Source organism: Granulicatella sp. 20925_1_45, from assembly GCF_041433555.1.
In the GTDB taxonomy this organism is placed as follows: Bacteria; Bacillota; Bacilli; order Lactobacillales; family Aerococcaceae; genus Granulicatella.
In genome coordinates, this window is record NZ_JAPWBR010000002.1 from 55,625 (window position 1) to 76,149 (window position 20,525).

General features: G+C 39.1%; 22 protein-coding genes. 3 read left to right on the top strand and 19 right to left on the bottom strand.

Features of this window, described 5'->3' with window-relative positions; translation table 11 throughout:
• Positions 1–23: 23 nt before the first annotated feature.
• The 3 genes from O3798_RS01175 to O3798_RS01185 form a co-directional block, all read right to left on the bottom strand.
• Complete coding sequence (locus tag O3798_RS01175) at positions 24–458, bottom strand: Fur family transcriptional regulator (protein WP_048712511.1); 435 nt, start codon at positions 456–458, stop codon at positions 24–26.
• A 163-nt stretch (positions 459–621) separates the two neighbouring features.
• Positions 622–1,176, bottom strand: coding sequence for a DJ-1 family glyoxalase III (locus tag O3798_RS01180; RefSeq protein WP_371462635.1), 555 nt, complete (start codon positions 1,174–1,176; stop codon positions 622–624).
• A gap of 15 nt (positions 1,177–1,191) precedes the next feature.
• Positions 1,192–2,769 (bottom strand): helicase HerA-like domain-containing protein, encoded by a 1,578-nt coding sequence (locus tag O3798_RS01185; protein WP_371462637.1) that lies wholly within the window; start codon positions 2,767–2,769, stop codon positions 1,192–1,194.
• A gap of 153 nt (positions 2,770–2,922) precedes the next feature.
• Between O3798_RS01185 and O3798_RS01190 the strand changes: the two genes are divergently transcribed.
• Positions 2,923–3,765: a DegV family protein gene (locus tag O3798_RS01190; RefSeq protein WP_371462639.1), complete on the top strand. Its 843-nt coding sequence runs from the start codon at positions 2,923–2,925 to the stop codon at positions 3,763–3,765.
• A gap of 57 nt (positions 3,766–3,822) precedes the next feature.
• On the opposite strand, the gene O3798_RS01195 is transcribed toward O3798_RS01190, so the two are convergent.
• On the bottom strand, positions 3,823–5,397 hold the full coding sequence (locus O3798_RS01195; protein WP_371462641.1) for a peptide chain release factor 3: 1,575 nt from the start codon (positions 5,395–5,397) through the stop codon (positions 3,823–3,825).
• Positions 5,398–5,535: 138 nt separating this feature from the next.
• Here O3798_RS01195 and nrdI point away from each other — a divergent pair, with 138 nt between their 5' ends.
• Complete coding sequence (nrdI, locus tag O3798_RS01200; RefSeq protein WP_048712524.1) at positions 5,536–5,991, top strand: class Ib ribonucleoside-diphosphate reductase assembly flavoprotein NrdI; 456 nt, start codon at positions 5,536–5,538, stop codon at positions 5,989–5,991.
• A 43-nt stretch (positions 5,992–6,034) separates the two neighbouring features.
• On the opposite strand, the gene pip is transcribed toward nrdI, so the two are convergent.
• The 10 genes from pip to sufC form a co-directional block, all read right to left on the bottom strand.
• Positions 6,035–6,991 (bottom strand): prolyl aminopeptidase, encoded by a 957-nt coding sequence (gene pip, locus O3798_RS01205; RefSeq protein ID WP_371462644.1) that lies wholly within the window; start codon positions 6,989–6,991, stop codon positions 6,035–6,037.
• On the bottom strand, positions 6,988–7,581 hold the full coding sequence (locus O3798_RS01210) for a uracil-DNA glycosylase family protein (protein WP_048712529.1): 594 nt from the start codon (positions 7,579–7,581) through the stop codon (positions 6,988–6,990). The genes pip and O3798_RS01210 overlap by 4 nt, the downstream gene beginning before the upstream one ends.
• Positions 7,582–7,697: 116 nt before the next feature.
• Positions 7,698–8,798, bottom strand: coding sequence for a hypothetical protein (locus O3798_RS01215; protein WP_048712532.1), 1,101 nt, complete (start codon positions 8,796–8,798; stop codon positions 7,698–7,700).
• A gap of 2 nt (positions 8,799–8,800) precedes the next feature.
• Positions 8,801–9,694 carry an SPFH domain-containing protein gene (locus O3798_RS01220; protein WP_048712535.1) on the bottom strand — a complete coding sequence of 298 codons (894 nt, stop codon included), beginning with the start codon at positions 9,692–9,694 and terminating at the stop codon, positions 8,801–8,803.
• Positions 9,695–9,711: 17 nt separating this feature from the next.
• The gene (locus O3798_RS01225; RefSeq protein ID WP_048712538.1) at positions 9,712–10,107 is read right to left on the bottom strand and encodes a hypothetical protein; all 396 of its coding nucleotides are present in this window, start codon (positions 10,105–10,107) and stop codon (positions 9,712–9,714) included.
• 293 nt (positions 10,108–10,400) lie between these two features.
• The gene (gene sufB, locus O3798_RS01230) at positions 10,401–11,795 is read right to left on the bottom strand and encodes a Fe-S cluster assembly protein SufB (protein ID WP_371462647.1); all 1,395 of its coding nucleotides are present in this window, start codon (positions 11,793–11,795) and stop codon (positions 10,401–10,403) included.
• A gap of 15 nt (positions 11,796–11,810) precedes the next feature.
• On the bottom strand, positions 11,811–12,251 hold the full coding sequence (sufU, locus tag O3798_RS01235) for a Fe-S cluster assembly sulfur transfer protein SufU (protein WP_048709563.1): 441 nt from the start codon (positions 12,249–12,251) through the stop codon (positions 11,811–11,813).
• Positions 12,238–13,470, bottom strand: a complete 1,233-nt coding sequence (locus O3798_RS01240) for a cysteine desulfurase (RefSeq protein WP_048709561.1) — start codon at positions 13,468–13,470, stop codon at positions 12,238–12,240. The genes sufU and O3798_RS01240 overlap by 14 nt, the downstream gene beginning before the upstream one ends.
• Positions 13,463–14,755, bottom strand: a complete 1,293-nt coding sequence (sufD, locus tag O3798_RS01245; protein WP_048709558.1) for a Fe-S cluster assembly protein SufD — start codon at positions 14,753–14,755, stop codon at positions 13,463–13,465. Before sufD ends, O3798_RS01240 begins: the two co-directional genes overlap by 8 nt.
• A 10-nt stretch (positions 14,756–14,765) precedes the next feature.
• Positions 14,766–15,536, bottom strand: a complete 771-nt coding sequence (gene sufC, locus O3798_RS01250) for a Fe-S cluster assembly ATPase SufC (RefSeq protein ID WP_371462650.1) — start codon at positions 15,534–15,536, stop codon at positions 14,766–14,768.
• Between the two features lie 157 nt (positions 15,537–15,693).
• On the opposite strand from sufC, the gene O3798_RS01255 reads away from it, so the two are divergent.
• On the top strand, positions 15,694–16,437 hold the full coding sequence (locus O3798_RS01255; RefSeq protein ID WP_048709574.1) for a gamma-glutamyl-gamma-aminobutyrate hydrolase family protein: 744 nt from the start codon (positions 15,694–15,696) through the stop codon (positions 16,435–16,437).
• 48 nt (positions 16,438–16,485) lie between these two features.
• Here O3798_RS01255 and O3798_RS01260 read toward each other — a convergent pair whose 3' ends face one another.
• The 5 genes from O3798_RS01260 to O3798_RS01280 form a co-directional block, all read right to left on the bottom strand.
• Positions 16,486–17,499 carry an acyltransferase gene (locus O3798_RS01260; RefSeq protein ID WP_048709552.1) on the bottom strand — a complete coding sequence of 338 codons (1,014 nt, stop codon included), beginning with the start codon at positions 17,497–17,499 and terminating at the stop codon, positions 16,486–16,488.
• 170 nt (positions 17,500–17,669) lie between these two features.
• Complete coding sequence (locus O3798_RS01265) at positions 17,670–18,035, bottom strand: glycine cleavage system protein H (protein WP_048709550.1); 366 nt, start codon at positions 18,033–18,035, stop codon at positions 17,670–17,672.
• Position 18,036: 1 nt separating this feature from the next.
• Positions 18,037–18,390, bottom strand: a complete 354-nt coding sequence (locus O3798_RS01270) for an arsenate reductase family protein (RefSeq protein ID WP_048709548.1) — start codon at positions 18,388–18,390, stop codon at positions 18,037–18,039.
• On the bottom strand, positions 18,387–19,634 hold the full coding sequence (locus O3798_RS01275) for an FtsW/RodA/SpoVE family cell cycle protein (RefSeq protein ID WP_371462654.1): 1,248 nt from the start codon (positions 19,632–19,634) through the stop codon (positions 18,387–18,389). The genes O3798_RS01270 and O3798_RS01275 overlap by 4 nt, the downstream gene beginning before the upstream one ends.
• Positions 19,609–20,490: a YihY/virulence factor BrkB family protein gene (locus tag O3798_RS01280; protein WP_371462656.1), complete on the bottom strand. Its 882-nt coding sequence runs from the start codon at positions 20,488–20,490 to the stop codon at positions 19,609–19,611. Before O3798_RS01280 ends, O3798_RS01275 begins: the two co-directional genes overlap by 26 nt.
• Positions 20,491–20,525: the final 35 nt, after the last annotated feature.

Here is a 20,525-nt window from a genome sequence, read left to right on the forward strand (position 1 = left end):
CTCCTATACCCCTTAATCGAATACTATTTTTGTTTCTTTTGACACTCTGGGCACACTCCGTACACTTCCATACGGTGTCCTCTTACTTTAAATCCTGTCAGCTGTTCTGCAGCTTTTTCAACGTCTTCGAGTACTGGGTAATAAAGGTCCACCACTTTCCCACACACGTCGCATACGGCGTGATAATGTTGTCCTAAATCAAAGTCATAACGACTCGCGCTATCCCCATACGTCAATTCTTTTACGACGCCTTCTTTAATAAATAGATTTAAGTTATTGTAAACAGTTGCCACACTCACTTGTGGATCCTCTTTTGTCAACGCCTTGAAGATTTCTTCGGCCGTTGGATGCGTGTGTACACTTGCTAAAAACTCAAGCATCGCAACACGTTGAGGTGTAATTCTTACCCCTTTTTTGCGAAGTTGACCAACAACTTCCTTCAATTCTTCTTTATGCATACTATTACCTGATTTCTATGTACTAAGTTTTATTTTGTCATTCATTATTTTCTCAAATTTCCGGTTAAATTGCAAGTGTTTGAGTTAATAATTTTGTAACATTGTAACATTTTTGTAACAAAAGAAGACCCGCTCCTATTCGAGACGAGTCTTCTTGCCATTTTTATTTTTTGAGAAGTTTATTATATTGCATTCCTTCACGAAGAGCACTAGTGTCAGTACCCAACGTTTCTGCAATCGTATAGGCAAATTCAAAGGTTGCAGCTGGTCCACATCCCGTAATGAGTTTTCCATCTGTTTCCACGAGCTGTCCTGTATACGTTCCTTGGTTGATGTCTTTTTCTACACCAGGGTAGCAAGTATATTTCTTGCCCTTGAGTAATCCTGCACGGTGCAGTGCAATTGGAGCTGCACAAATCGCTGCGATAATTTTTCCTTTTTTAGAATACTCTTTTAGTTTCTTAATAAGAAATTCATCATCTCGTAAATGAGTGGCTCCTGGAAGACCACCTGGTAGTACGAGCGCATCGATATCCGCCCAGTAGAATGTATCGAGTACATCATCCATTTTTACAGGAATATGATGACTTCCAGTAATCACTTCACTGCCCAGTCCTACTGTGTGCACTGTGTGTCCTGCTCTTCTTAAAATATCAACCGTTGCAAGGCCTTCGATTTCTTCAAATCCTTGCGCGAAAAATACAACGACATTTGCCATTATTTTGGCCTCCTCTTATTTTTTGAATAAGCCCATTACGCCACGTGTAATCACACGACCAACTTCACGACCCACACTTGACATAACGTTCTTAGTGAAGCGGTCCATTGCTGAATCTCCGCGTTTTGTAGCGGCTTGACGTGCTTGACGCTCTAATTCTTTTTGTTCACGTTCGCGTTCTTTTTCTTCTAATTTTGCTTGTCTTTCAGCTTCTTTTTGTGCAAGTGCTTCTTGCTTTTCAGCTTCTTTACGATCTAATTCAGCTTGTTTTTCAGCTTCTTTTTGCGCAAGTTCAGCTTCTTTTTCTTGTTTGAATTGTTCATCTAACGCTGCTAATTGTTCATGAGCAGATTCACGGTCAAACATTTCTGCATATTTATCGTAGAATGCTGATTGATTGATGAGTTGTTGACGAACAAGCGGATCGCCTGCTTCTAATTTACTCTTAGGAGGGTAAATTGATACTACTTCTGCAAAGCTTGGGGAACCATCTTCTTGAAGTGTTGAAACAACTGCATCCCCTACTTTAAGGTTTGTAATTACTGTTACTAAATCTTGTCCATCTTCTTGACGGAACGTTTCTGCTACAGCTTTTACGTTCTTTTGTTCAGCTGGAGTGAACGCACGTAATCCGTGTTGCACGCGGTTCCCTAATTGGCTCGCGATAGCATTTGGAATATCAGTTGGGTTTTGTGTTACGAAGAAAATACTAATTCCTTTAGAACGGATTAAACGAACGATTAATTCGATTTTCTCTTGAACTGCAGCATTGCTTTGGCCGAATAATACGTGAGCTTCATCGAAGAAGAAGACTAATTTTGGTTTATCTAAGTCCCCAACTTCTGGTAAGTTTTCGTATAATTCTGATAAGAACCATAGTAAGAATGTTGCGTATAATTTTGGTGTTTGGAATAATTTTTCAGACGCTAAAATATTGATGACCCCACGGCCATTTTGGTCTTGTTTAAATAAGTCATTGATTTCAAACGCTGGTTCACCGAAGAATTGGTCTCCACCTTGTTGTTCTAATACGAGTAAGCTACGTAAAATAGAACCAATTGATTGTTGTGCGATATTTCCGTATAAGTTACGTAATTCCCCAGCATGTGCGCCAACGTAATTTAACATTGCACGTAAGTCTTTAATGTCGATTAATAATAATCCTTGGTCGTCCGCTACTTTAAACGCAATGTTTAAAATACCTTCTTGAGTTTCGTTTAAACCTAATAATTGAGCTAATAAAATTGGTCCCATTTCTGAGATTGTAGTACGGATATTAATTCCGTTTTCCCCAAAGACATCCCAGAAAGCAACAGGATATGAGCTTGGTTCGAAGTCTTCTACATGAACTTTTGCCAAGCGTTCTGCAATCTTCTCAGTTACTTCGCCTTTTTCAGCAAGGCTTGCTAAATCCCCTTTAATATCTGATAAGAATACAGGAACTCCTGCTTCACTTAATTGCTCCGCTAATACTTTTAACGTTACAGTTTTACCTGTACCTGTAGCCCCTGCAATGACACCGTGACGGTTTAGTTTATTCGCCATAAATTGTGCTGGTTTTGAACCATATCCGAAAGAAATAGTTTGAGTCATAAAACTCCTCCTTTTATTTTTACACTTCTACAATATTACAGAAAGCGCTAAAATGCTACTAAAATGAAAGGAAAAATCTAGATTATTTGACTTGTTTTGATATTCAAAGTATATTTATTTAGAATAGAAATATAATTCAAAGGAGAACCCATGATGAAATGGAAAATTATTGCAGATTCTGGTTGTGATTTACGCGAAATCGAGAATCTTGCTCCAGATACACAGTACATTAACGTACCACTAACAGTTCAAGTTGGTGACAAACACTATACAGATGATGCCTCTTTAGATATCGATGCTATGATGATTGAAATGTATCAATCGAAAGACCAAACAGCTTCAGCTTGCCCTAGCCCAGATGCATTCCTTGAAGCTTACAAAGGTGCAGAAAATGTCATCGTCATTACGATTACGGGTGGCTTATCAGGAAGCCAAAACAGTGCGCAACTCGCAAAAAACATGCTTTTAGAAGAAGCACCTGAAACAAATATCGAAGTGTTCGATAGCCTTTCAGCAAGTAGTGAGATGGTTCTTTTCGTACAAAAAGCCAACGAACTCATCTCTCAAGGCCTCTCTTACGAAGAAGTCGTAGCTGCATTAAAAGATTATTTAGCAAGCACAAAACTATTATTTGTCCTTGCACGTGTCGATAACTTAGTGAAAAATGGTCGCTTAAACAAATTAGTCGGCGCCGTAATCGGAATGCTCAATATCCACTTAGTCGGAAATGCATCTCCAGAAGGAACTTTAAACCTTCTTCACAAAGCAAAAGGTCAAAAGAAAGCTGTCCAAGCACTTTGGGCTGAAATGAAGAAAAATGGTTACAAAGGTGGCCGAGTGGTCATTAGCCACTGCAGTAATCCAGAAATCTGCGGCTTAATTCAATCAGCCATTCATGGTGAATTCCCAGAAGCGGACGTTTCAAGCATTCATACAAGCGGTATCTGCAGCTATTATGCAGAACAAGGCGGAATCCTAATGGGATACGAGGCTTAAACTAAATAAATTCGAAAAGACTCTCTAATCACTCGATTAGAGAGTCTCTTATTTTTATTAAAACAATGCTTTTAATTCTACATCTGGATGTTTATCTTTGAACCAGTTTAAGGCAAATTGGTTTTCGAATAAGAAGACTGGTTGGTCAAAACGGTCGCGACATAATAAGTTTCGACTTGATGACATATTTGGATCCAGTTGTTCTTCGTCAATCCATCTGGCAATCTTGCTTCCAATTGGAGTCAAGATTACTTCGGCATTGTATTCATTTAATAAGCGGTATTGGAACACTTCGAATTGCAGTTGACCAACGGCACCAAGGATATATTCTCCTGTATGGTAAGTCTTGTACAATTGGATAGCTCCTTCTTGTACTAACTGCTCGATTCCTTTATGGAATGATTTTTGCTTCATCACGTTTTTTGCAGAAACTTTATTAAAGAGCTCTGGCGTAAATTGTGGTAGTGGTTCGAACTGCACAGCGTTCTTCCCTGAGTAAATCGTATCTCCGATTTGGAAGTTCCCTGTATCGTAGAGTCCAATGATATCGCCTGCTACGGCTGCTTTAACTGTTTCACGGCTATCGGCCATGAATTGCGTTGTATGTGATAATTTCATTTTCTTTTGCGAACGGTTCACGGTAATATCCATCCCTGGAGTAAATTCTCCTGAACAGATACGTACAAATGCGATACGGTCGCGGTGGGCTGGGTTCATGTTTGCTTGAATTTTGAAAATGAATCCAGTGAATTGTTCTTGTAGTGGGTCTACCAATTCTCCTGATTCAGTTTTCTTGGCAGATGGACTTGGCGCAAAATCAACGAATGCATCTAAGAATGTTTGAACCCCAAATCCTGTTAACGCCGACCCGAAGAATACTGGTGTTAATTTACCAGCCGCAATCTTCTCTTCATCGAATGCATTTCCTGCTTCTAATAAGAGTTGTGCATCTTCGATTGCTTGGCTATAAAGCGTAGATTGTTTGAAAGCATAATCGCCGTCCACTTCGCCATCTTCATTCAATGGTAAGAAGTCATTATCATCATTCTCTTCTGGATGCATCAATTCTACACGTTTGTTGTAAATGTCATATAACCCTAAGAATGTTTTTCCCATCCCCATTGGCCAGTTCATTGGATACGCGTCAATGCCTAATACTTCTTCTAGTTCCGCGATTAATTCTAGCGGTTCACGTCCATCACGGTCTAATTTATTGATGAATGTAAAGATTGGAATTCCACGCATACTACAAACTTCGAATAATTTCTTCGTTTGCGGCTCAATCCCTTTAGCACTGTCGATGACCATCACAGCACTATCCACGGCCATTAATGTACGGTACGTATCTTCTGAGAAGTCCTCGTGCCCTGGTGTGTCCACGATATTAATATGGTTTCCATCGTATTCCACTTGCATTACTGAACTCGTAACAGAAATCCCACGTTGTTTTTCGATTTCCATCCAGTCAGATTTTGCAAACTTCCCTGTTTTCTTCCCTTTTACGGTACCGGCCTGACGAATCGCACCCCCGTATAAGAGTAATTGTTCTGTAATCGTTGTTTTCCCAGCATCCGGGTGGGAAATAATCGCAAAGGTCTTGCGAGATTGTACTTCTTCTTTTAAGTGTGACATGAGTATCTCCTTCGTATTTATTCTCAAGTATTATAGCCGATTTTTACGATTTTTAAAAGTTTAAAAACACCCTCTAGAAGGATTTGAGAAAGTGCGGTATACTTATAGACAGTAAAATGTCTTTCAGGAGGTCGCTCAATGTCGAAAGAATTACCCATTATTTATATTAGTTTAACTGGAAATACACACAACTTTGTCACTCGTTTAAAAGACCATTTACGCTTTTTGGACCCCTCTTTAAACGTGACACTAACGAATGTGAAAGACCTTGTCAAAGGCCAAGAAGACTACTTTAAAGTAGGAAAACCATTCGTTGCGTTTCTTCCAACTTACTTAGAGGGTGGAAATGGCGTGGACAATGGAGACGTCGAAGTCTTAACGAATCCTCTAGGCGATTTCTTAGCCTATGAACATAATTACGCACATTGCTTTGGCGTCATTGGTAGCGGAAATCGTAACTTCAATAAGCAATTCTGCCTCACTGCTCGTCAATATTCTGAGCGTTTTGGCTTTCCAGTGCTCGATGAATTTGAGCTACGTGGAAGTAACCGCGATGTAGAGCGCATTGCTGCAATGCTTCTTGAAAAAATCTAAACACTTAAATAGGCCCGCAGAAAATTTCTGCGAGCCTTTCTTTTTATTTAAAATAGGTTTTGCATTTCTCACTAAAACCAACTAACGCTTCAATGGTTGCTGGTTCCATCGCGGTATGTCCTGCAGCTTGCGCAAAGATGAGTTCTGCGCCGTCGACTGCTTGAGCGAGTTCAAACGCAGCACTAGGCAAGCAATCCACATCATAACGACCATGGACAATATGCATTGGAATCCCCTTGAAGGCATCTGCATGATTCAAGATGTAATTATCATCCTCCACAAAGCAATGATGGTAGAAGAAATGACATTCCATTCGCGCAATCGTCAGTGCTCCGCGAATCCCCGCTTCATCCCAGACAATCAGCTCATACGGAATCAATTTCACGAGGCCATGTTCCCACTCTGCCCAAGCACGTGCAGCTTCAAGACAAATCGATTCATCCTCTGAAGTCAGACGTTTGTAGTACGCATTCACCAGTTCTCCTTGTTCTTCAACAGGAATCGATGCTTTAAACTTCTCGAAGTTCTCTGGATAAAAATGAGATGCTCCATCTTGGTATAACCAATCTACATCGCTTTGACGACCAAGGAAAATCCCACGAAGCATTAATCCTACGACGCGTTCACGATGTGCAATCGTGTAATGTAAGGCCAGCGTTGTCCCCCAGCTACCACCAAAGACAAGCCATTTTTCAATCCCTAGTGCTGTGCGGATTTTCTCCATATCGGCCACTAAATCATGCGTGGTGTTTTCTTCTAAAGACGCAAACGGCGTACTTTTTCCACATCCACGTTGGTCGAATTGGATGATGCGATAGAACTCTGGATCAAAAAATTGACGATTCGCTGGAGACGATGCCCCTCCTGGTCCGCCGTGTAAGACAACGACTGGATGTCCTAATGGGTTCCCTGACTCTTCTACATAAATCGTATGCAAGTCACTCACTGGAATCATGTGTTCCTTGTAGATTTCGATTTCTGGATATAATTCTGTTCTCATTTCTTGGCTCCTTTAATCACTTCTTGTACTCTCTTTTGAAATTCAGGTAAGACTTCTTTTTCAAACCATGGATTTTTGGCCATCCATCTACGGTTTAGAGGTGACGGATGTACGAGCGGAAACATCTTTGGTAAATATTCTTTATACGCCTTGACCGTTTCCGTTAAGTTTTTCTTCTTTGTCTCTTTTAAATAATAATCTTGTGCGTATTTCCCTACAAGAATAATAAGTTCAATATCTGGCATTAAGGCTAGCGTTTCTTCATGCCATTTCTCAGCAAAACCCTTGCGCGGTGGAAGGTCTCCAGATTTACCTTTTCCTGGATAATAGTAATCCATTGGAACCACTGCAAATAAATCGGATTGATAGAAGAAATCTCGAGTTACGCCCATCCAGCTTCTTAAGTTGTCGCCACTTTGGTCATTCCAAAACAAGCGACTCTCTTGCGCTTTAATACCAGGCGCTTGCCCTACAATCAGAATTTTCGCTTTTCGTGGTGCAGAAAATAAAGGCGCTATGCCTTCTTTTGTATACTCTGCATTTTGAGGATCTGCTTCAATTTTTTTGATTAATTCATCTAATTTCGTCATATAAATTCCACCCTTCTCACTTAGCATACTCCGATAGTACTTCTTGTGCAAATGCTTCACGACTTCATGCAAAAAAACACCTAACCTCACGTGTGAGATTAGGTGCTTCCACGATTTTATTTTAAGCGCGGTGTTTTCAAAGTACGAGGGAGTGTTTTGCTTGAAAGCACTCGTGGTAATGTGTGTGATTTTTCTTTTGATGCTGGACGGTATGAAACCGGTCTTGTAGCACGTGTATCAACATACATTTCTCTTGAAGTATTTGAACGACCTGAAGCCGATTGTAGCGCTTTTTTTGTTGCTTGTTTTTTCTCTTGTGAGCGAAGTTTTGGATCTGAAACTTTATTTCGCGGACGATATACACGTTGCGGTACAGCTTCTGTAGCGACTACTGGAGTGCTTGTGCCTTGTGCTCTAGCTGCAGGAGCATTCGCCCCATTTCTTTGAGCAGAACGCGTATTTCCAGTTCGAGCTCTACGATTATTCTTGCGCGCCTTATTTTGTTTTCCTTTAATTCCGAAGAAAACAGCGATGATAAGGACGATATAAAATATTCCCTTACCGAGTCCTTCACCAATTTTGTCCGTATCTAGTTGATCAAAGAAGTTATCAATCTGATCAAAGATATCTTTGCTTTCAGAGCCTTTTGAGTTCCCTTTCGAGTCACTCGCGTTTGAACTCTTTTCGTTTGAGTTTGTAGCTTTCTCAGCCGTAGTAGTTTCCACTTTGTCCTTGGCATTTGCTAAGTCTTCTAAAAATTTTGTTCGTTCTTTGTCAGTTGCCGTGAATTGAAACGCTTTTGTGACTTTCCCATCTTCGACATGAAGTAGATCATAATAGATAACATTGTGGTCTTCAATGGTCTCAACAAATGATTGAACTATGAGGCTATTATCTGTATCTTGATATACGTAAAGTCGAATACCGCCCTTCCCTGTTGGAAGGTTTTTAATTTGAACGGGAACTTTAATCTCTTTATATTGAGGATTATTATAAGTCAACTTAATCGTCACTGTCGCATTATAATCTTCCCCATCCACAAAGTTGATTTTTTGTTCAAAGGCGCCTTGTATCTTCATCTTTGTGGTGTCTACTGGTGGTGGAGTTTCAGCATTGACTGTTGAAACACGTGCAAAGGTTCCTACTAACAATAAAGTGGCAATCAGTACCGCAAGCCATTTCAACCCAAAGAAAGATTTGTTAGCTTGTTGTTTCATGATTATTTACCTGCTTCGTCCCAAACTTTACGACCTGATGCTAATGAAGCAATGTTTTCAGCAATTTTTGCGTTGCTTTGTCCATCCATTAATACAACTGTATTGTTTGGACCTTCAGCAAGAGCTTTTTTAGCGTCGATTGCTAAGTATTCTAACGCAGCAGCATTTAAGTTAGATTCGTTTAACGCATTGTTGATAGCTGTTAATTGAGCAACAGTTGCTTGAGTATCAATTGCGATTTTTTCAGCATGTGCACGAGCATCTGCTAATAATTTGTTGTTTTGAGTTCTAGTATCCATTTCAACTGTTTTTTGACGAGCGTCAGCAGCGATTAACGCAGCATCACGTTCACGGTCAGCAGTGATTTGTTTGTTCATCGCTTCAACGATGCTTTGTGGAGGAATTACTTCACCGATGTTTACACGGTCAATTGTAACCCCGTAAGAGTCTGTTTTACCGAATACACGTTGGTTTAAATCTGTGTTGATTTTGTTTGTACCACCAAGAATTTCAGCCATTGTCATAGTACCGATAATGTCACGTAATTCGTTTTGGATATCTAAAAGTAATAATCCTTCTGGGTTTGTGTTTCCATATAAGTATTCTTCAAGATTATCAACGTGGTATTTAGCTGAAGCGTCAATTGTTAAATTAACGTTGTCTTTTGTGATGATTTCTTGAGGATCTAAGTCTAATGAACGTTGACGCATATCTACAATGTAAGCAATGTTACGAATAATTGGTGTTACAAAGTGTAATCCTGGTCCTAATTCTCCAACATAACGTCCAAATGATTGAACAGCAGCTTTGTGTCCTTGTTGAACGATACGAATTGATTTGAACGCAATGATTAATAAGAGTAATACTACGGCGATAATTAAGATTGTTACTGGCATTTTAAATTTCCTTCTTTCTAAATAGTTACATATACTAATTTTTCTGGATTGATTTCCTCAATCACTTTTACATATACCAACCCATCCTCGTAGTCAATAACTTCAAGTGGTTGTCCTTCTTCGACTGACATAACATCCAAAATTTTATATGGATAGTTCCGTCCTCGGTAATTAAACGTTCCGAAGACTTGTTCGGAGAACGCCTTAAACTGTCCATGCAACAATGTTTTAATTGCATCGGGCCAGTTTTCAACTTTTTTCTGATGACTTTCGACTTCATTTTCGATGACCGACCGGAAATAAGTTGATACGTCTGTTGAGATAATCTTCAAAAATGCTTCTTTCAAAGAAGGCTCAATCGTAAAGTTAATCCGTTCAGTCTTATTTTCGTTCGACCATAGTTGTTTTCTCATACCCATTCTCCTTTCTTTATATCTCTTGATGAACATATTATAACACGTTCTGAATATAATACAAGTGTAATATCTCGTAAAATGTAAAATTTTCACCTAAAGTGCATTTTTGTTCAAAAACATTGATATATCAAGGATTATTTTATATGAAAATATCCAAAAATCTGAGCAAATAATATTAAGAAACTATAAAATTCCAAAAACATAATATATTTTGTGTTGTTTACCTATAATTTTCTTTTAGAAAAAAAGCCAAGAAACATAGATTTATGTTTCTTGGCTTCTATTATTTTCTATCCAACTGACCCTTCCATCTCGTACGCGATTAAACGATTTAGTTCAACAGCATATTCCATTGGAAGTTCTTTTGTAAATGGTTCAACGAATCCCATAACGATCATCTCTGTTGCTTCTGACTCGCTAATTCCGCGACTCATCAAGTAGAACAATTGCTCTTCTGATATTTTTGACACTTTCGCTTCATGCTCAAGTGCAACTTTATCATTATGAATTTCGTTAAATGGAATCGTGTCTGATTTCGACTTGTCATCCATAATAATCGTGTCACATTCGATATGCGAAATAGAATAATCTGATTTCTTCCCAAAGGTTACTTGACCACGGTAGTTTACCGCTCCACCATCTTTCGCAATCGATTTTGAAACGATTGAACTTGAAGTATGTGGCGCATTATGAATCATCTTCGCACCTGTGTCTTGGTGTTGGCCTTCTCCTGCAAATGCAATTGATAACATTGTACCCTTCGCGTATGGTCCTTCTAGGAAGACGGATGGATATTTCATCGTTGTCTTCGCTCCAAGGTTTCCATCGATCCACTCAACAGTTGCATGAGCAGCAGCTTTGGCACGTTTCGTTACTAAGTTATACACGTTATCCGACCAGTTTTGAATCGTTGTATAACGGCAGTAGCCACCCTCTTCAACGAAGATTTCTACGATGGCTGCATGCAAGCTGTTTGAAGAATACGTTGGTGCTGTACATCCTTCAACGTAGTGCACGCTCGCTCCTTCGTCTACGATGATAAGCGTACGTTCGAATTGTCCCATGTTTTGGTCGTTGATACGGAAGTACGTTTGAAGCGGCACATCACATTTCACACCTTTTGGCACATAGATGAACGTTCCACCAGACCATACAGCTGAGTTTAACGCAGCTAATTTGTTGTCTGTTGGTGGTACTAGTTTTGCAAAATACTTTTTGAATAATTCAGGATACTCTTTTAACGCTGAGTCTGTATCTGTAAAGATGATTCCAAGTTTATCGAACTCTTCTTTCATATTATGGTAAACCACTTCAGACTCGAATTGCGCAGAAGCTCCAGCTAAATACGCACGCTCTGCTTCTGGAATTCCGATTTTCTCGAAAGTATCTTTAATCTTCTCAGGAACATCATCCCAAGAACGTGCTGGCTTATCGCTGGCACGTTTGAAGTACGTAATCGCATCAAAATCAATGTCTGATAGGTCCGCACCCCATGTTTGCATTGGCATATTTTCGAATGTCTTCAATGATTTTAATCGGAAATCAAGCATCCATTGTGGCTCGTTTTTCACTTGTGAAATCGTACGAACGACTTCTTCGCTTAATCCCATTCCTGTTTCATAAACAGGTGTTACATCCTCATGAAAGCCATATTTGTAATCGGCTAATTCAGGAACTCCACTCATTTTGTCACCACTTTCTTATGCTTTTTCATTTTCTACGGCACGTTCTAATGCTTTCCACGCAAGAGTGGCACATTTAATACGTGCTGGGAATTTTTGAACACCGGCAAGTAACGCCGCATCCCCTAAAGGTTCTTCATCCACAGTTTCACCCTGCACTAGACTTGAGAAATCTTCTGCTAGAGCGACTGCTTCGTCAACTGTCTTTCCAATAATGGCATCACTCATCATGCTGGCACTCGCCATACTAATCGTACAGCCATGTCCGTCAAAGTGAACATCTTCAATCACGCCTTTGTCATTTACAATCAGTTGCAATTGCAACACATCTCCACACGTTGGATTATTAAATTCAATCGTTGGAATGCTCGCATCATCTACTAATCCTTTATGGTGTGGATGAGACGAATGATCCAGAATCACCTGACGATAAAGCTGATCTAATTTAGATAAGGCCATATTGGAAAAACTCCTTTACTTTTTCTAATGCTTCTAAAAACTGTTCTGCTTCTTGAAGCGTGTTATAAATATAAAAACTTGCACGGCATGTTGCCGGTACATCGAGCCATCGCATCAAAGGTTGCGCGCAATGATGTCCTGCGCGAACCGCAAAGCCTTCCATATCAAGCGCCGTTGCGACGTCGTGTGGATGGATGCCATCGATTGTAAAACTAATGACTCCAGAATGTTTTTCTGGGTCACTTGGCCCATATACCGTCACACCTTGCATCTCTTGCATTTTCGGTAAGAGATAGTCGACAATTTCTTGTTCGTGCTGATGGATATTCTCCATCCCAATTTCTTCTAAATAATCAATGGCAGCAGCCAGTCCAATGGCCCCTGCGATATTTGGAGTGCCTGCTTCGAATTTCCACGGCAATACATTCCATGTACTCTCTTGGTCGTACACAAAATCAATCATTTCACCGCCGAATTCTACAGGGTTCATCTCTTGAAGAAGTGCTTCTTTTCCATATAAGACGCCAATGCCTGTTGGAGCAAGCATCTTATGTCCACTAAAGGCATAGAAGTCACAGTCTAACTCTTGGACATTCACTCTTTGGTGTGGCGCTGCTTGAGCACCATCCACAACAAGGATGCCTCCTACTGCGTGAACCATTTCAGCTACACGCTTCACATCTGTTACTGTTCCTAGCACGTTTGAAGCATGGTTTATTGAAACGATTTTTGCCTTTTCGGTTAAAGATGATTCGGCTGCTTCAAGGTCTAATTCGCCCTCTTTCGTTAACGAAAAATAACGTAAGACGGCTCCTGTTTGTTTGGCCACTTGTTGCCAAGGCACCACATTCGAATGATGCTCAGCAGGGCTAATCCAAATTTCGTCTCCTTCTTGGAGGCGATTCGGCGCAAATCCTTGCGCAACCCAGTTTAAGCTAGTTGTCGTTCCACGCGTAAAGAGCGCTTCTTTTGTGCTACTAGCGTTGATAAATTTCGCTACTTTAGCTCGAGATGCTTCGTATAAGTCAGTGGCTTCCTGAGCTAGTGTATGCACCCCACGATGAATATTGGCATTATGAGTTGCGTAGAATTTCTCAACAGCTTCTACAACCTGACGTGGCTTTTGCGTTGTAGCTGCATTGTCTAAATAAACAAGCACTTCATCGTTAACTTCACGCTTTAATATTGGAAAGTCTTCTCGAATCGTTTTACTAATCATAGCTAGCAACCAACTTTTGTTCAATCATATCGACAAGTTCTTTTTGAAGCTCACTTGAAGGGATTGAACGAATAACGGCTCCTAAGAATCCACGAATCACAAGGCGTTTTGCCTCGGCTTCTGAGATTCCACGGCTCGTTAAGTAGAATAATTGTTCATCATCCACTTGTCCCACACTCGCTGCGTGCCCTGCCGTTACTTCATTTTCATCGATTAAAAGAATTGGGTTTGCGTCTCCACGTCCGCCTTCTGAAAGCATCAGTACACGGCTTTCTTGTTGCGCATCTGCGAATTTCGCCCCTTTAATAATATGTCCAATTCCGTTAAAGGTTAAGGTTGATTTATCTAAAATAACACCATGTTGCAAGATATGTCCGACTGAATGCGGCGCATAGTTTGTCACACGAGTATCGATTCCTTGAACTTGGCGTCCTGTAGAAATACCTATCACATTCACTTGCGAATGAGATCCATCTCCGCGTAATTCAGAGTCGAAGTCCGCAATCACATTTCCGTCATTCATAATGCCAAGCGCCCAGTTAATCGTTGCATCTTTTTCAAGATATCCACGACGGTTCACATACGCATCTGTTGATTGACCTAACGTATCAACGGCCGCAAATTGAACTTTCGCTCCTTGTTTTGCGATGACTTCTACTACAATGTTGGCTGTATTCTTTTTGTCGCCCACACTTTCAAAACGTTCCACATAAGAAACAGAGCTGTTTTCGTCTGCCACGATTAACACGTGCTTCACGAACGCTTCGTTCACTAAGTTATTTTGAACGAAATGAGATTCAATAATATCTTTTACGTCTACATTTTTTGGAATATAAATAAATACTCCTGAGTTGACCATAGCAGCGTGGTAAGCCGTTAAGCTATCTTCATCGACTGGTACTGCTTTTGTCATATAGTAAGGTTTTACGAGCTCTGGATATTGCTCCAGGGCATCGAATAAATCCATCACGAGAACGTCTTTCAATGCTGTTTCAACATTCATTTCTTCCCAGTATGATACCGCGCCTAGTTGTACAATTTTTGCACTTCCGGCTGCTGTTGGAATCACTTTTGGAAGTTCTTCAATCATTGAAGTTCCATCACCGATTGCTGATTGGAATAAGTTCCAACGGTGGAATTTCACACGTTCGATAAAAGGTAACTCTAGCGTTTTAGCAAGTTCTAACCCTTTTAAACGTGTTTGTAGAAACCACTCTGGTTCATTCTTTGTAAGAGAGAATGCGGTGATTTCTTCTGGTGTTATGGTTAATTTTGTCTCTGCCACAATCTCACTCCTACTCTTGATGTTCAATCTTGATTCCTAATTCTTCACTGATTCCTTTGTATCCTTCAGCTTCTAAGCGACGAGCAAGAGAAGCATCTCCTGTCATCACGACACGTCCGTCCATCATAATATGCACCACATCTGGTTCAATGTAGTTTAAGAGACGTTGGTAGTGTGTAATAATTAATGAACCAAAGTTGTCTCCACGCATTGCGTTTACTCCACGAGAAACAACTTTCAATGCGTCGATATCTAACCCTGAGTCGATTTCGTCCAGAATCGCGAATGTTGGTTCAATCATTAATAATTGAAGAATCTCGTTACGTTTTTTCTCCCCGCCTGAGAAGCCTTCGTTTAAGTAACGTTCTGCCATTTCTTCTGGCATGTCTAATAGAGACATTTTTTCATCTAACTTCTTGATGAATTCACGAACTCCCATTTTGTCGCCTTCCTCACGGCGAGCGTTGATTGCTGAACGCATAAATTCTGCGTTTGTCACCCCAACGATTTCACTTGGATATTGCATCGCTAAAAATAGACCTGCACGAGCACGTTCGTCTACTTCCATTTCTAAGACGTTTTCGCCGTCTAATAGGATTTCTCCTTCTGTTACTTCATAGCTTGGATGGCCCATAATGGCTGCAGAAAGTGTTGATTTCCCAGTTCCGTTTGGTCCCATAACTGCGTGAATTTCTCCAGTGTTAATCGTTAAATTAACGCCCTTCAAAATTTCTTTGTCTTCGATCGATACATGTAGATTTTTAATCTCTAAAGTTGCCACGATTCATTCTCCTTTATAATCATTCTATTCTGTATTATTTTATCCTAATTGAGAACGATTCGCAAATAGCCGCGCTTTGAAATCGTGTAATAATGCTTTTCATTTTCATGAAAATGAGGTATGATGGAACATATTTTTAAAAGAAAGGCTGATGCACATGCAAACTTATCCACTTATTGGTATTGCAGGAAATCATCGCCAAGATAACACGGAAGAAGATCGCTACATTTTATCGTATGCGCCACATGGTTTTGTCCGTGGTCTTGAAAAAGCAAAAGCGATTCCTGTCATCATTCCCATCAGTAACCCAGAATTAGCAAAAGAATTCATCTCACGGGTTGATGGACTTCTATTAGCGGGTGGACAAGACGTTTCTCCATTGTTGTACGGTGAAGAACCGCACTTAAACCTGGCACGTACTTATCCTGCTCGTGATGCGTTTGAAATTGAGCTCATTAAAGAAGCTTATAGACAACGCAAACCAATCTTTGCAGTGTGTCGTGGCTTACAAATTCTAAACGTCGCTCTTGGTGGAACACTCTACCAAGATATCGAATCACAATACGAAAATATTTCTGTGAAACATACACAAAAAACAATGCCAAGCCAACCAACACATACGATTCAAATCGCAAGTGGCAGCGAGCTTTCTCGCGTTCTTGGAACAACGACCCCAGTGAACTCTTACCACCACCAAGCGGTTAAACAATTGGCCTCTGACTTTGTTCCAGTTGCTTGGAGTACGGATGGACTGATCGAAGCGTTCGAATCTAAATCTAAGGACCAAAGTGTAGTTGCTGTTCAATGGCATCCTGAATTATTAATTGAAGATAGCAATGTGATGCAAGGTTTATTTGATAACTTTGTGGAGCGTGTCATTCGATTCAAACAAAATGCATAATAAAAACAACGAGTTTCTCAAATTTAGAAAAACTCGTTGTTTTTTATTCTATAATGAAATTTTTTTCAACAACTTGTTAATGAACCATGCAAAAGAAATACTAAATATCAGCACTAGTGCTGTGTATACCATATCATTGATTGTAGAGCTGACAAAGTACTTACCAAAGATAGCCATAAACAGCCCATGAATCATATATAATTCAAAGGAGATTTTCCCTATAAAATTTAAGTATTTATTGTCAAAGTTAAATTTCTTAATGAAAAGCAGAAAATAGAATGTAAAAATAACATTATCTATATTAGCAATCAAAGCATAGCTGTAACTATCCACGATATTTAGTTTAGAGATTATGAAATCATAACGATGAGAGATAAATAACAGTATGGTAAAGAGAATTAATAGAGCAAAATAATGATTATTTACAAATGAATCAATTTTATTTTTATATTTCGCCCATAATAACCCTACTGCGAAAGGTAAAGAACTGTTATACCACCAAAAACCATAATTCAACTGTATCGCTACAAAAATATAACATAATATAAGTAGTAAATTTATAAATATAGCTACCTCAGATTTTTTAAACAATTTAAACGATACATAAAAGAATAAATACATTAATATAATGATATTGACGAACCATCCATTAATAATTATTGTACTTCCTTTTAAAAATAGATTTATAAAGTACTCAATATTAATGGTTTGACCATTCGCTACTCTATATACTAGATATATCAAAGAAATAAAAAGAAATGGCACTAAAATTCTGGACAATCGTTTATATAGAAATCCATTCATATAATTAGGCTTATGTTCATTCTGATAATAGAGCCCATATCCTGATAAAAAGAAAAATATCGAAACAATATAAGTTCCCATATATGCAAAATTTGAAAATTCACTTCCAGTTGTGACCCATTGTGACAAATGATGGAAGATGATTCCTAATGCTAGAAATCCTTTTAATCCTAACGTAGATTTTACACCTAAATAATCATCATTCATCGGTAGTAGATAAATTAGTACTGCTATAAAAAATAAAATTATTATATCCATCTTATTACTCCTATGCACACATCTATTATTAACGTATCCTTTTTTGAAGACTCTCTAACCTTTGATATATAGAATATTAGAAATAGAGAAACGCCATAACCATACAAATGATTATGGCGTTTCCGTAAATACGTTTAATCTCTATATAAATATTTCTTTTAAATGTAGCTTTATTTCACTTCACATTGGTCACATGGAAGGTCTTCGTCTAATAAAGCGTTAAATTCCGCTTCGTCTACTCCATTTAAACGAACAATCCAGTTCTTCGCTTCTGCTAATTCATTTAAGAATTCTGGATTCTCTTCAAGTTCATCATGGAAAGCCACGACAGTTCCGCTTAGTGGAGCTAGTAATTCAGTCACTGCTTTTGCAGCTTCGACACTAATAATCGAATCTTCTGGAGAAACGGATTCACTTTTTAGTAATTCAACAAAGCTCACGTCTCCAAGATCATCTTGACCCTTTGGTGAAAGACCAATCACATATTCTGAACCGTCTTGTTTAATCCATAATCCATTTTCACTATATTTTTTCATCTTATCTCTTCCATTTCTCTTCGTAAACTTCTTCTTTAAAACCGAATGTAGCTTCGCCATTATCCAACACAAGTGGACGTTTGATAAGCATGCCATTCCTAGCGAGCAACTCTGAAGCTTCTTTATCGCTCATTTCAGGAAGTTTATCTTTTAGGCCAAGTGAGCGATACAATTCACCACTCGTATTTGCCATTTTCTTCCACTCTAAATTTTGAGCCTTTTTAATTTTCAATAGTTCTTTGGCTGTTGGTGGAGTTTCACGAATGTCTTTTTGTTCAAAGGTTACATCATTTAACTCGAACCATTTTAACGCCTTTTTACAAGTCGTACATTTTGGGTGAACATATACAATCATTTTCCATCCTCCTGACGTAAACGTAGCATTGTCGCATCTTGTTGATTCGCTCCAAATGCAGCATCTTCATCTTCAAAAATTGTACTCTTGAAGTGATAACGCATCGACATAATGAGGCCAATCCCCATCATATTTCCAAGTAAGCTTGATCCCCCTTGAGATATGAACGGTAATGGAATCCCCGTTAATGGTAAGAGTCCGATTGTCATCCCGATATTTTCAACCACGTGGAATAAAATCATCATGATAACGCCGGTTGCGATATACGTATAAAACTCATTTTTCGTATCGAAGCAGACACGAATCATTTGATAAATCAAAATAAAGTAAATAGCGATTAGGAATGTTCCGCCTAAGAATCCGAAGTTCTCTCCGATTGTCGCAAAGATTAAGTCGGACTCACGAACTGGTACATATACATCAGATACGCCGAACCCTTTCCCAAGCATTCTCCCTGAACCAATAGCCTTCAAGCTTTGGAATAATTGGTATCCATTTCCGCCTTGGTCTCCATATGGATCTAACCATGAATCGATACGCGCAAATTGGTAATTTTTAAATCCAATATTTAATAAGATTTGACGGTTGTACACTACTAAGTAAATAAGGAGTGCTCCGATTAATCCAACAACAATAATAATTGGGAGTAGGATTTTCCAGCTAATCCCTGACATAATCAGAACTCCACCTAGAATCATTAAGAATACAAGTGTTGTCCCTAAGTCATTTTGCAAGATAACGAGCACTAACGCTGGTGCTGCCCATAAAATCAATTTGACGAATAGTTGCCAGTCTGTTTGATTCGTCTTATATTTCGTCTTCATATTATGAGAAGTGGCTACTTTTGCCAAAATCAAAATATAGAAGATTTTCACGACCTCAGAAGGCTGGAATGAAAAAGTTCCAAATCTGAACCAACTCTTCGCACCTGTATCCGCAAATGTCGCGCGGTCATAGAAAAACAGAACGGCGAGTAGCATGAGGAGTCCAAAGATATAGCCCCAAGTTGTCAGTTTCCATAACTGCTCCGAATCGAATTGCATAATGACGACAATCGCCACAACCCCTACCATGTACCATACAACTTGCATGAGTACCATTCGAAGAGAGCTATTTCCAGCGATTAAATACGTTGTCGAGAATAAAGTTGCGATACTAATAAATGCTAATAATAATACAGGAAGGATGACGCCATAGTCGATTCGTGAATCTTTATCGTCATACATTAAGTTTTTCTTTTTCATCCGTTACTCCTTCAGTGTCTTTTTTCGGGTGTCTAAAGCGGTAAACAATCACATTTAACACGCCCCCTAAAATCATTACATTGGCAATAAAATACAGCCAAATCATAAATATAATCAATGTTCCAAACGCACCATTAGCCGTAAAATTGCGACCTGCGTAATGAATATAAATCGAGAATAATTGCGAAATTAATACAAAACCAATAGTGGTAAATAAGCCCCCCGGAAAAGCATACAGGAATGACCACTTCACATTAGGAATTGAATAGTACATAAAACTCATCAATAAAAAGACGGTTCCAAATAAGATTCCCCATTTTAAAAAAGAAAGATCTAAAATAATCGATGCTAAGTTGAGGGAGAAGAACTCACCCACTAATCTTAACACTTGTTCTCCAAAGATGAAGACAATCGACACCGCAAATACGATTAAAATAGCTGCCATCGCAATTACAACGGCAAAGAATCGTTCAAAAATAAAATTTCTTCTCACCGGTGCCCCGTATAACACGTTTAGTGAGCGTTGAATACTACTAAACATTTGAGAAGCCGGCCAGAATAAAATCACTAAACCAATAGAAAGTGCGCCCCCATTGAAGGTCCCTAAGTAATTTCGAAGAATTGGAAATAGGACTTCAGTGATGTTGTCCGGTAAAATTGTTTCTAATGTTTTAAACATTACATCGATAGGAATAGGTAATAATGGAAGAATATTGGCAACTAGCATAACCATTGGAATAACAGACAATAACATATAGTAAGCCATCGCTGCTGATTCAACACCAATATTAACATGCATTAAATCTTCTTGAAAAATCTGCCATAGCTTTATTCCAAACTTTTTTAGTCGTTGCACGACCTTCCTCTCCTTTCCTTTAAAACCTAGACACA

Coding starts and splice junctions, on each gene's coding strand:
- O3798_RS01255 (WP_048709574.1), top strand. CDS start 15,694: ATGCAAACTTATCCACTTATTGGTATTGCAGGAAATCATCGCCAAGAT.
- sufU (WP_048709563.1), bottom strand. CDS start 12,251: ATGGCCTTATCTAAATTAGATCAGCTTTATCGTCAGGTGATTCTGGAT.
- O3798_RS01275 (WP_371462654.1), bottom strand. CDS start 19,634: ATGAAAAAGAAAAACTTAATGTATGACGATAAAGATTCACGAATCGAC.
- O3798_RS01195 (WP_371462641.1), bottom strand. CDS start 5,397: ATGTCACACTTAAAAGAAGAAGTACAATCTCGCAAGACCTTTGCGATT.
- O3798_RS01225 (WP_048712538.1), bottom strand. CDS start 10,107: ATGAGAAAACAACTATGGTCGAACGAAAATAAGACTGAACGGATTAAC.
- O3798_RS01175 (WP_048712511.1), bottom strand. CDS start 458: ATGCATAAAGAAGAATTGAAGGAAGTTGTTGGTCAACTTCGCAAAAAA.
- O3798_RS01265 (WP_048709550.1), bottom strand. CDS start 18,035: ATGAAAAAATATAGTGAAAATGGATTATGGATTAAACAAGACGGTTCA.
- O3798_RS01190 (WP_371462639.1), top strand. CDS start 2,923: ATGAAATGGAAAATTATTGCAGATTCTGGTTGTGATTTACGCGAAATC.
- sufB (WP_371462647.1), bottom strand. CDS start 11,795: ATGAGTGGAGTTCCTGAATTAGCCGATTACAAATATGGCTTTCATGAG.
- O3798_RS01185 (WP_371462637.1), bottom strand. CDS start 2,769: ATGACTCAAACTATTTCTTTCGGATATGGTTCAAAACCAGCACAATTT.
- O3798_RS01260 (WP_048709552.1), bottom strand. CDS start 17,499: ATGGATATAATAATTTTATTTTTTATAGCAGTACTAATTTATCTACTA.
- O3798_RS01180 (WP_371462635.1), bottom strand. CDS start 1,176: ATGGCAAATGTCGTTGTATTTTTCGCGCAAGGATTTGAAGAAATCGAA.
- O3798_RS01270 (WP_048709548.1), bottom strand. CDS start 18,390: ATGATTGTATATGTTCACCCAAAATGTACGACTTGTAAAAAGGCGTTA.
- O3798_RS01210 (WP_048712529.1), bottom strand. CDS start 7,581: ATGACGAAATTAGATGAATTAATCAAAAAAATTGAAGCAGATCCTCAA.
- pip (WP_371462644.1), bottom strand. CDS start 6,991: ATGAGAACAGAATTATATCCAGAAATCGAAATCTACAAGGAACACATG.
- O3798_RS01220 (WP_048712535.1), bottom strand. CDS start 9,694: ATGCCAGTAACAATCTTAATTATCGCCGTAGTATTACTCTTATTAATC.
- O3798_RS01240 (WP_048709561.1), bottom strand. CDS start 13,470: ATGATTAGTAAAACGATTCGAGAAGACTTTCCAATATTAAAGCGTGAA.
- O3798_RS01215 (WP_048712532.1), bottom strand. CDS start 8,798: ATGAAACAACAAGCTAACAAATCTTTCTTTGGGTTGAAATGGCTTGCG.
- nrdI (WP_048712524.1), top strand. CDS start 5,536: ATGTCGAAAGAATTACCCATTATTTATATTAGTTTAACTGGAAATACA.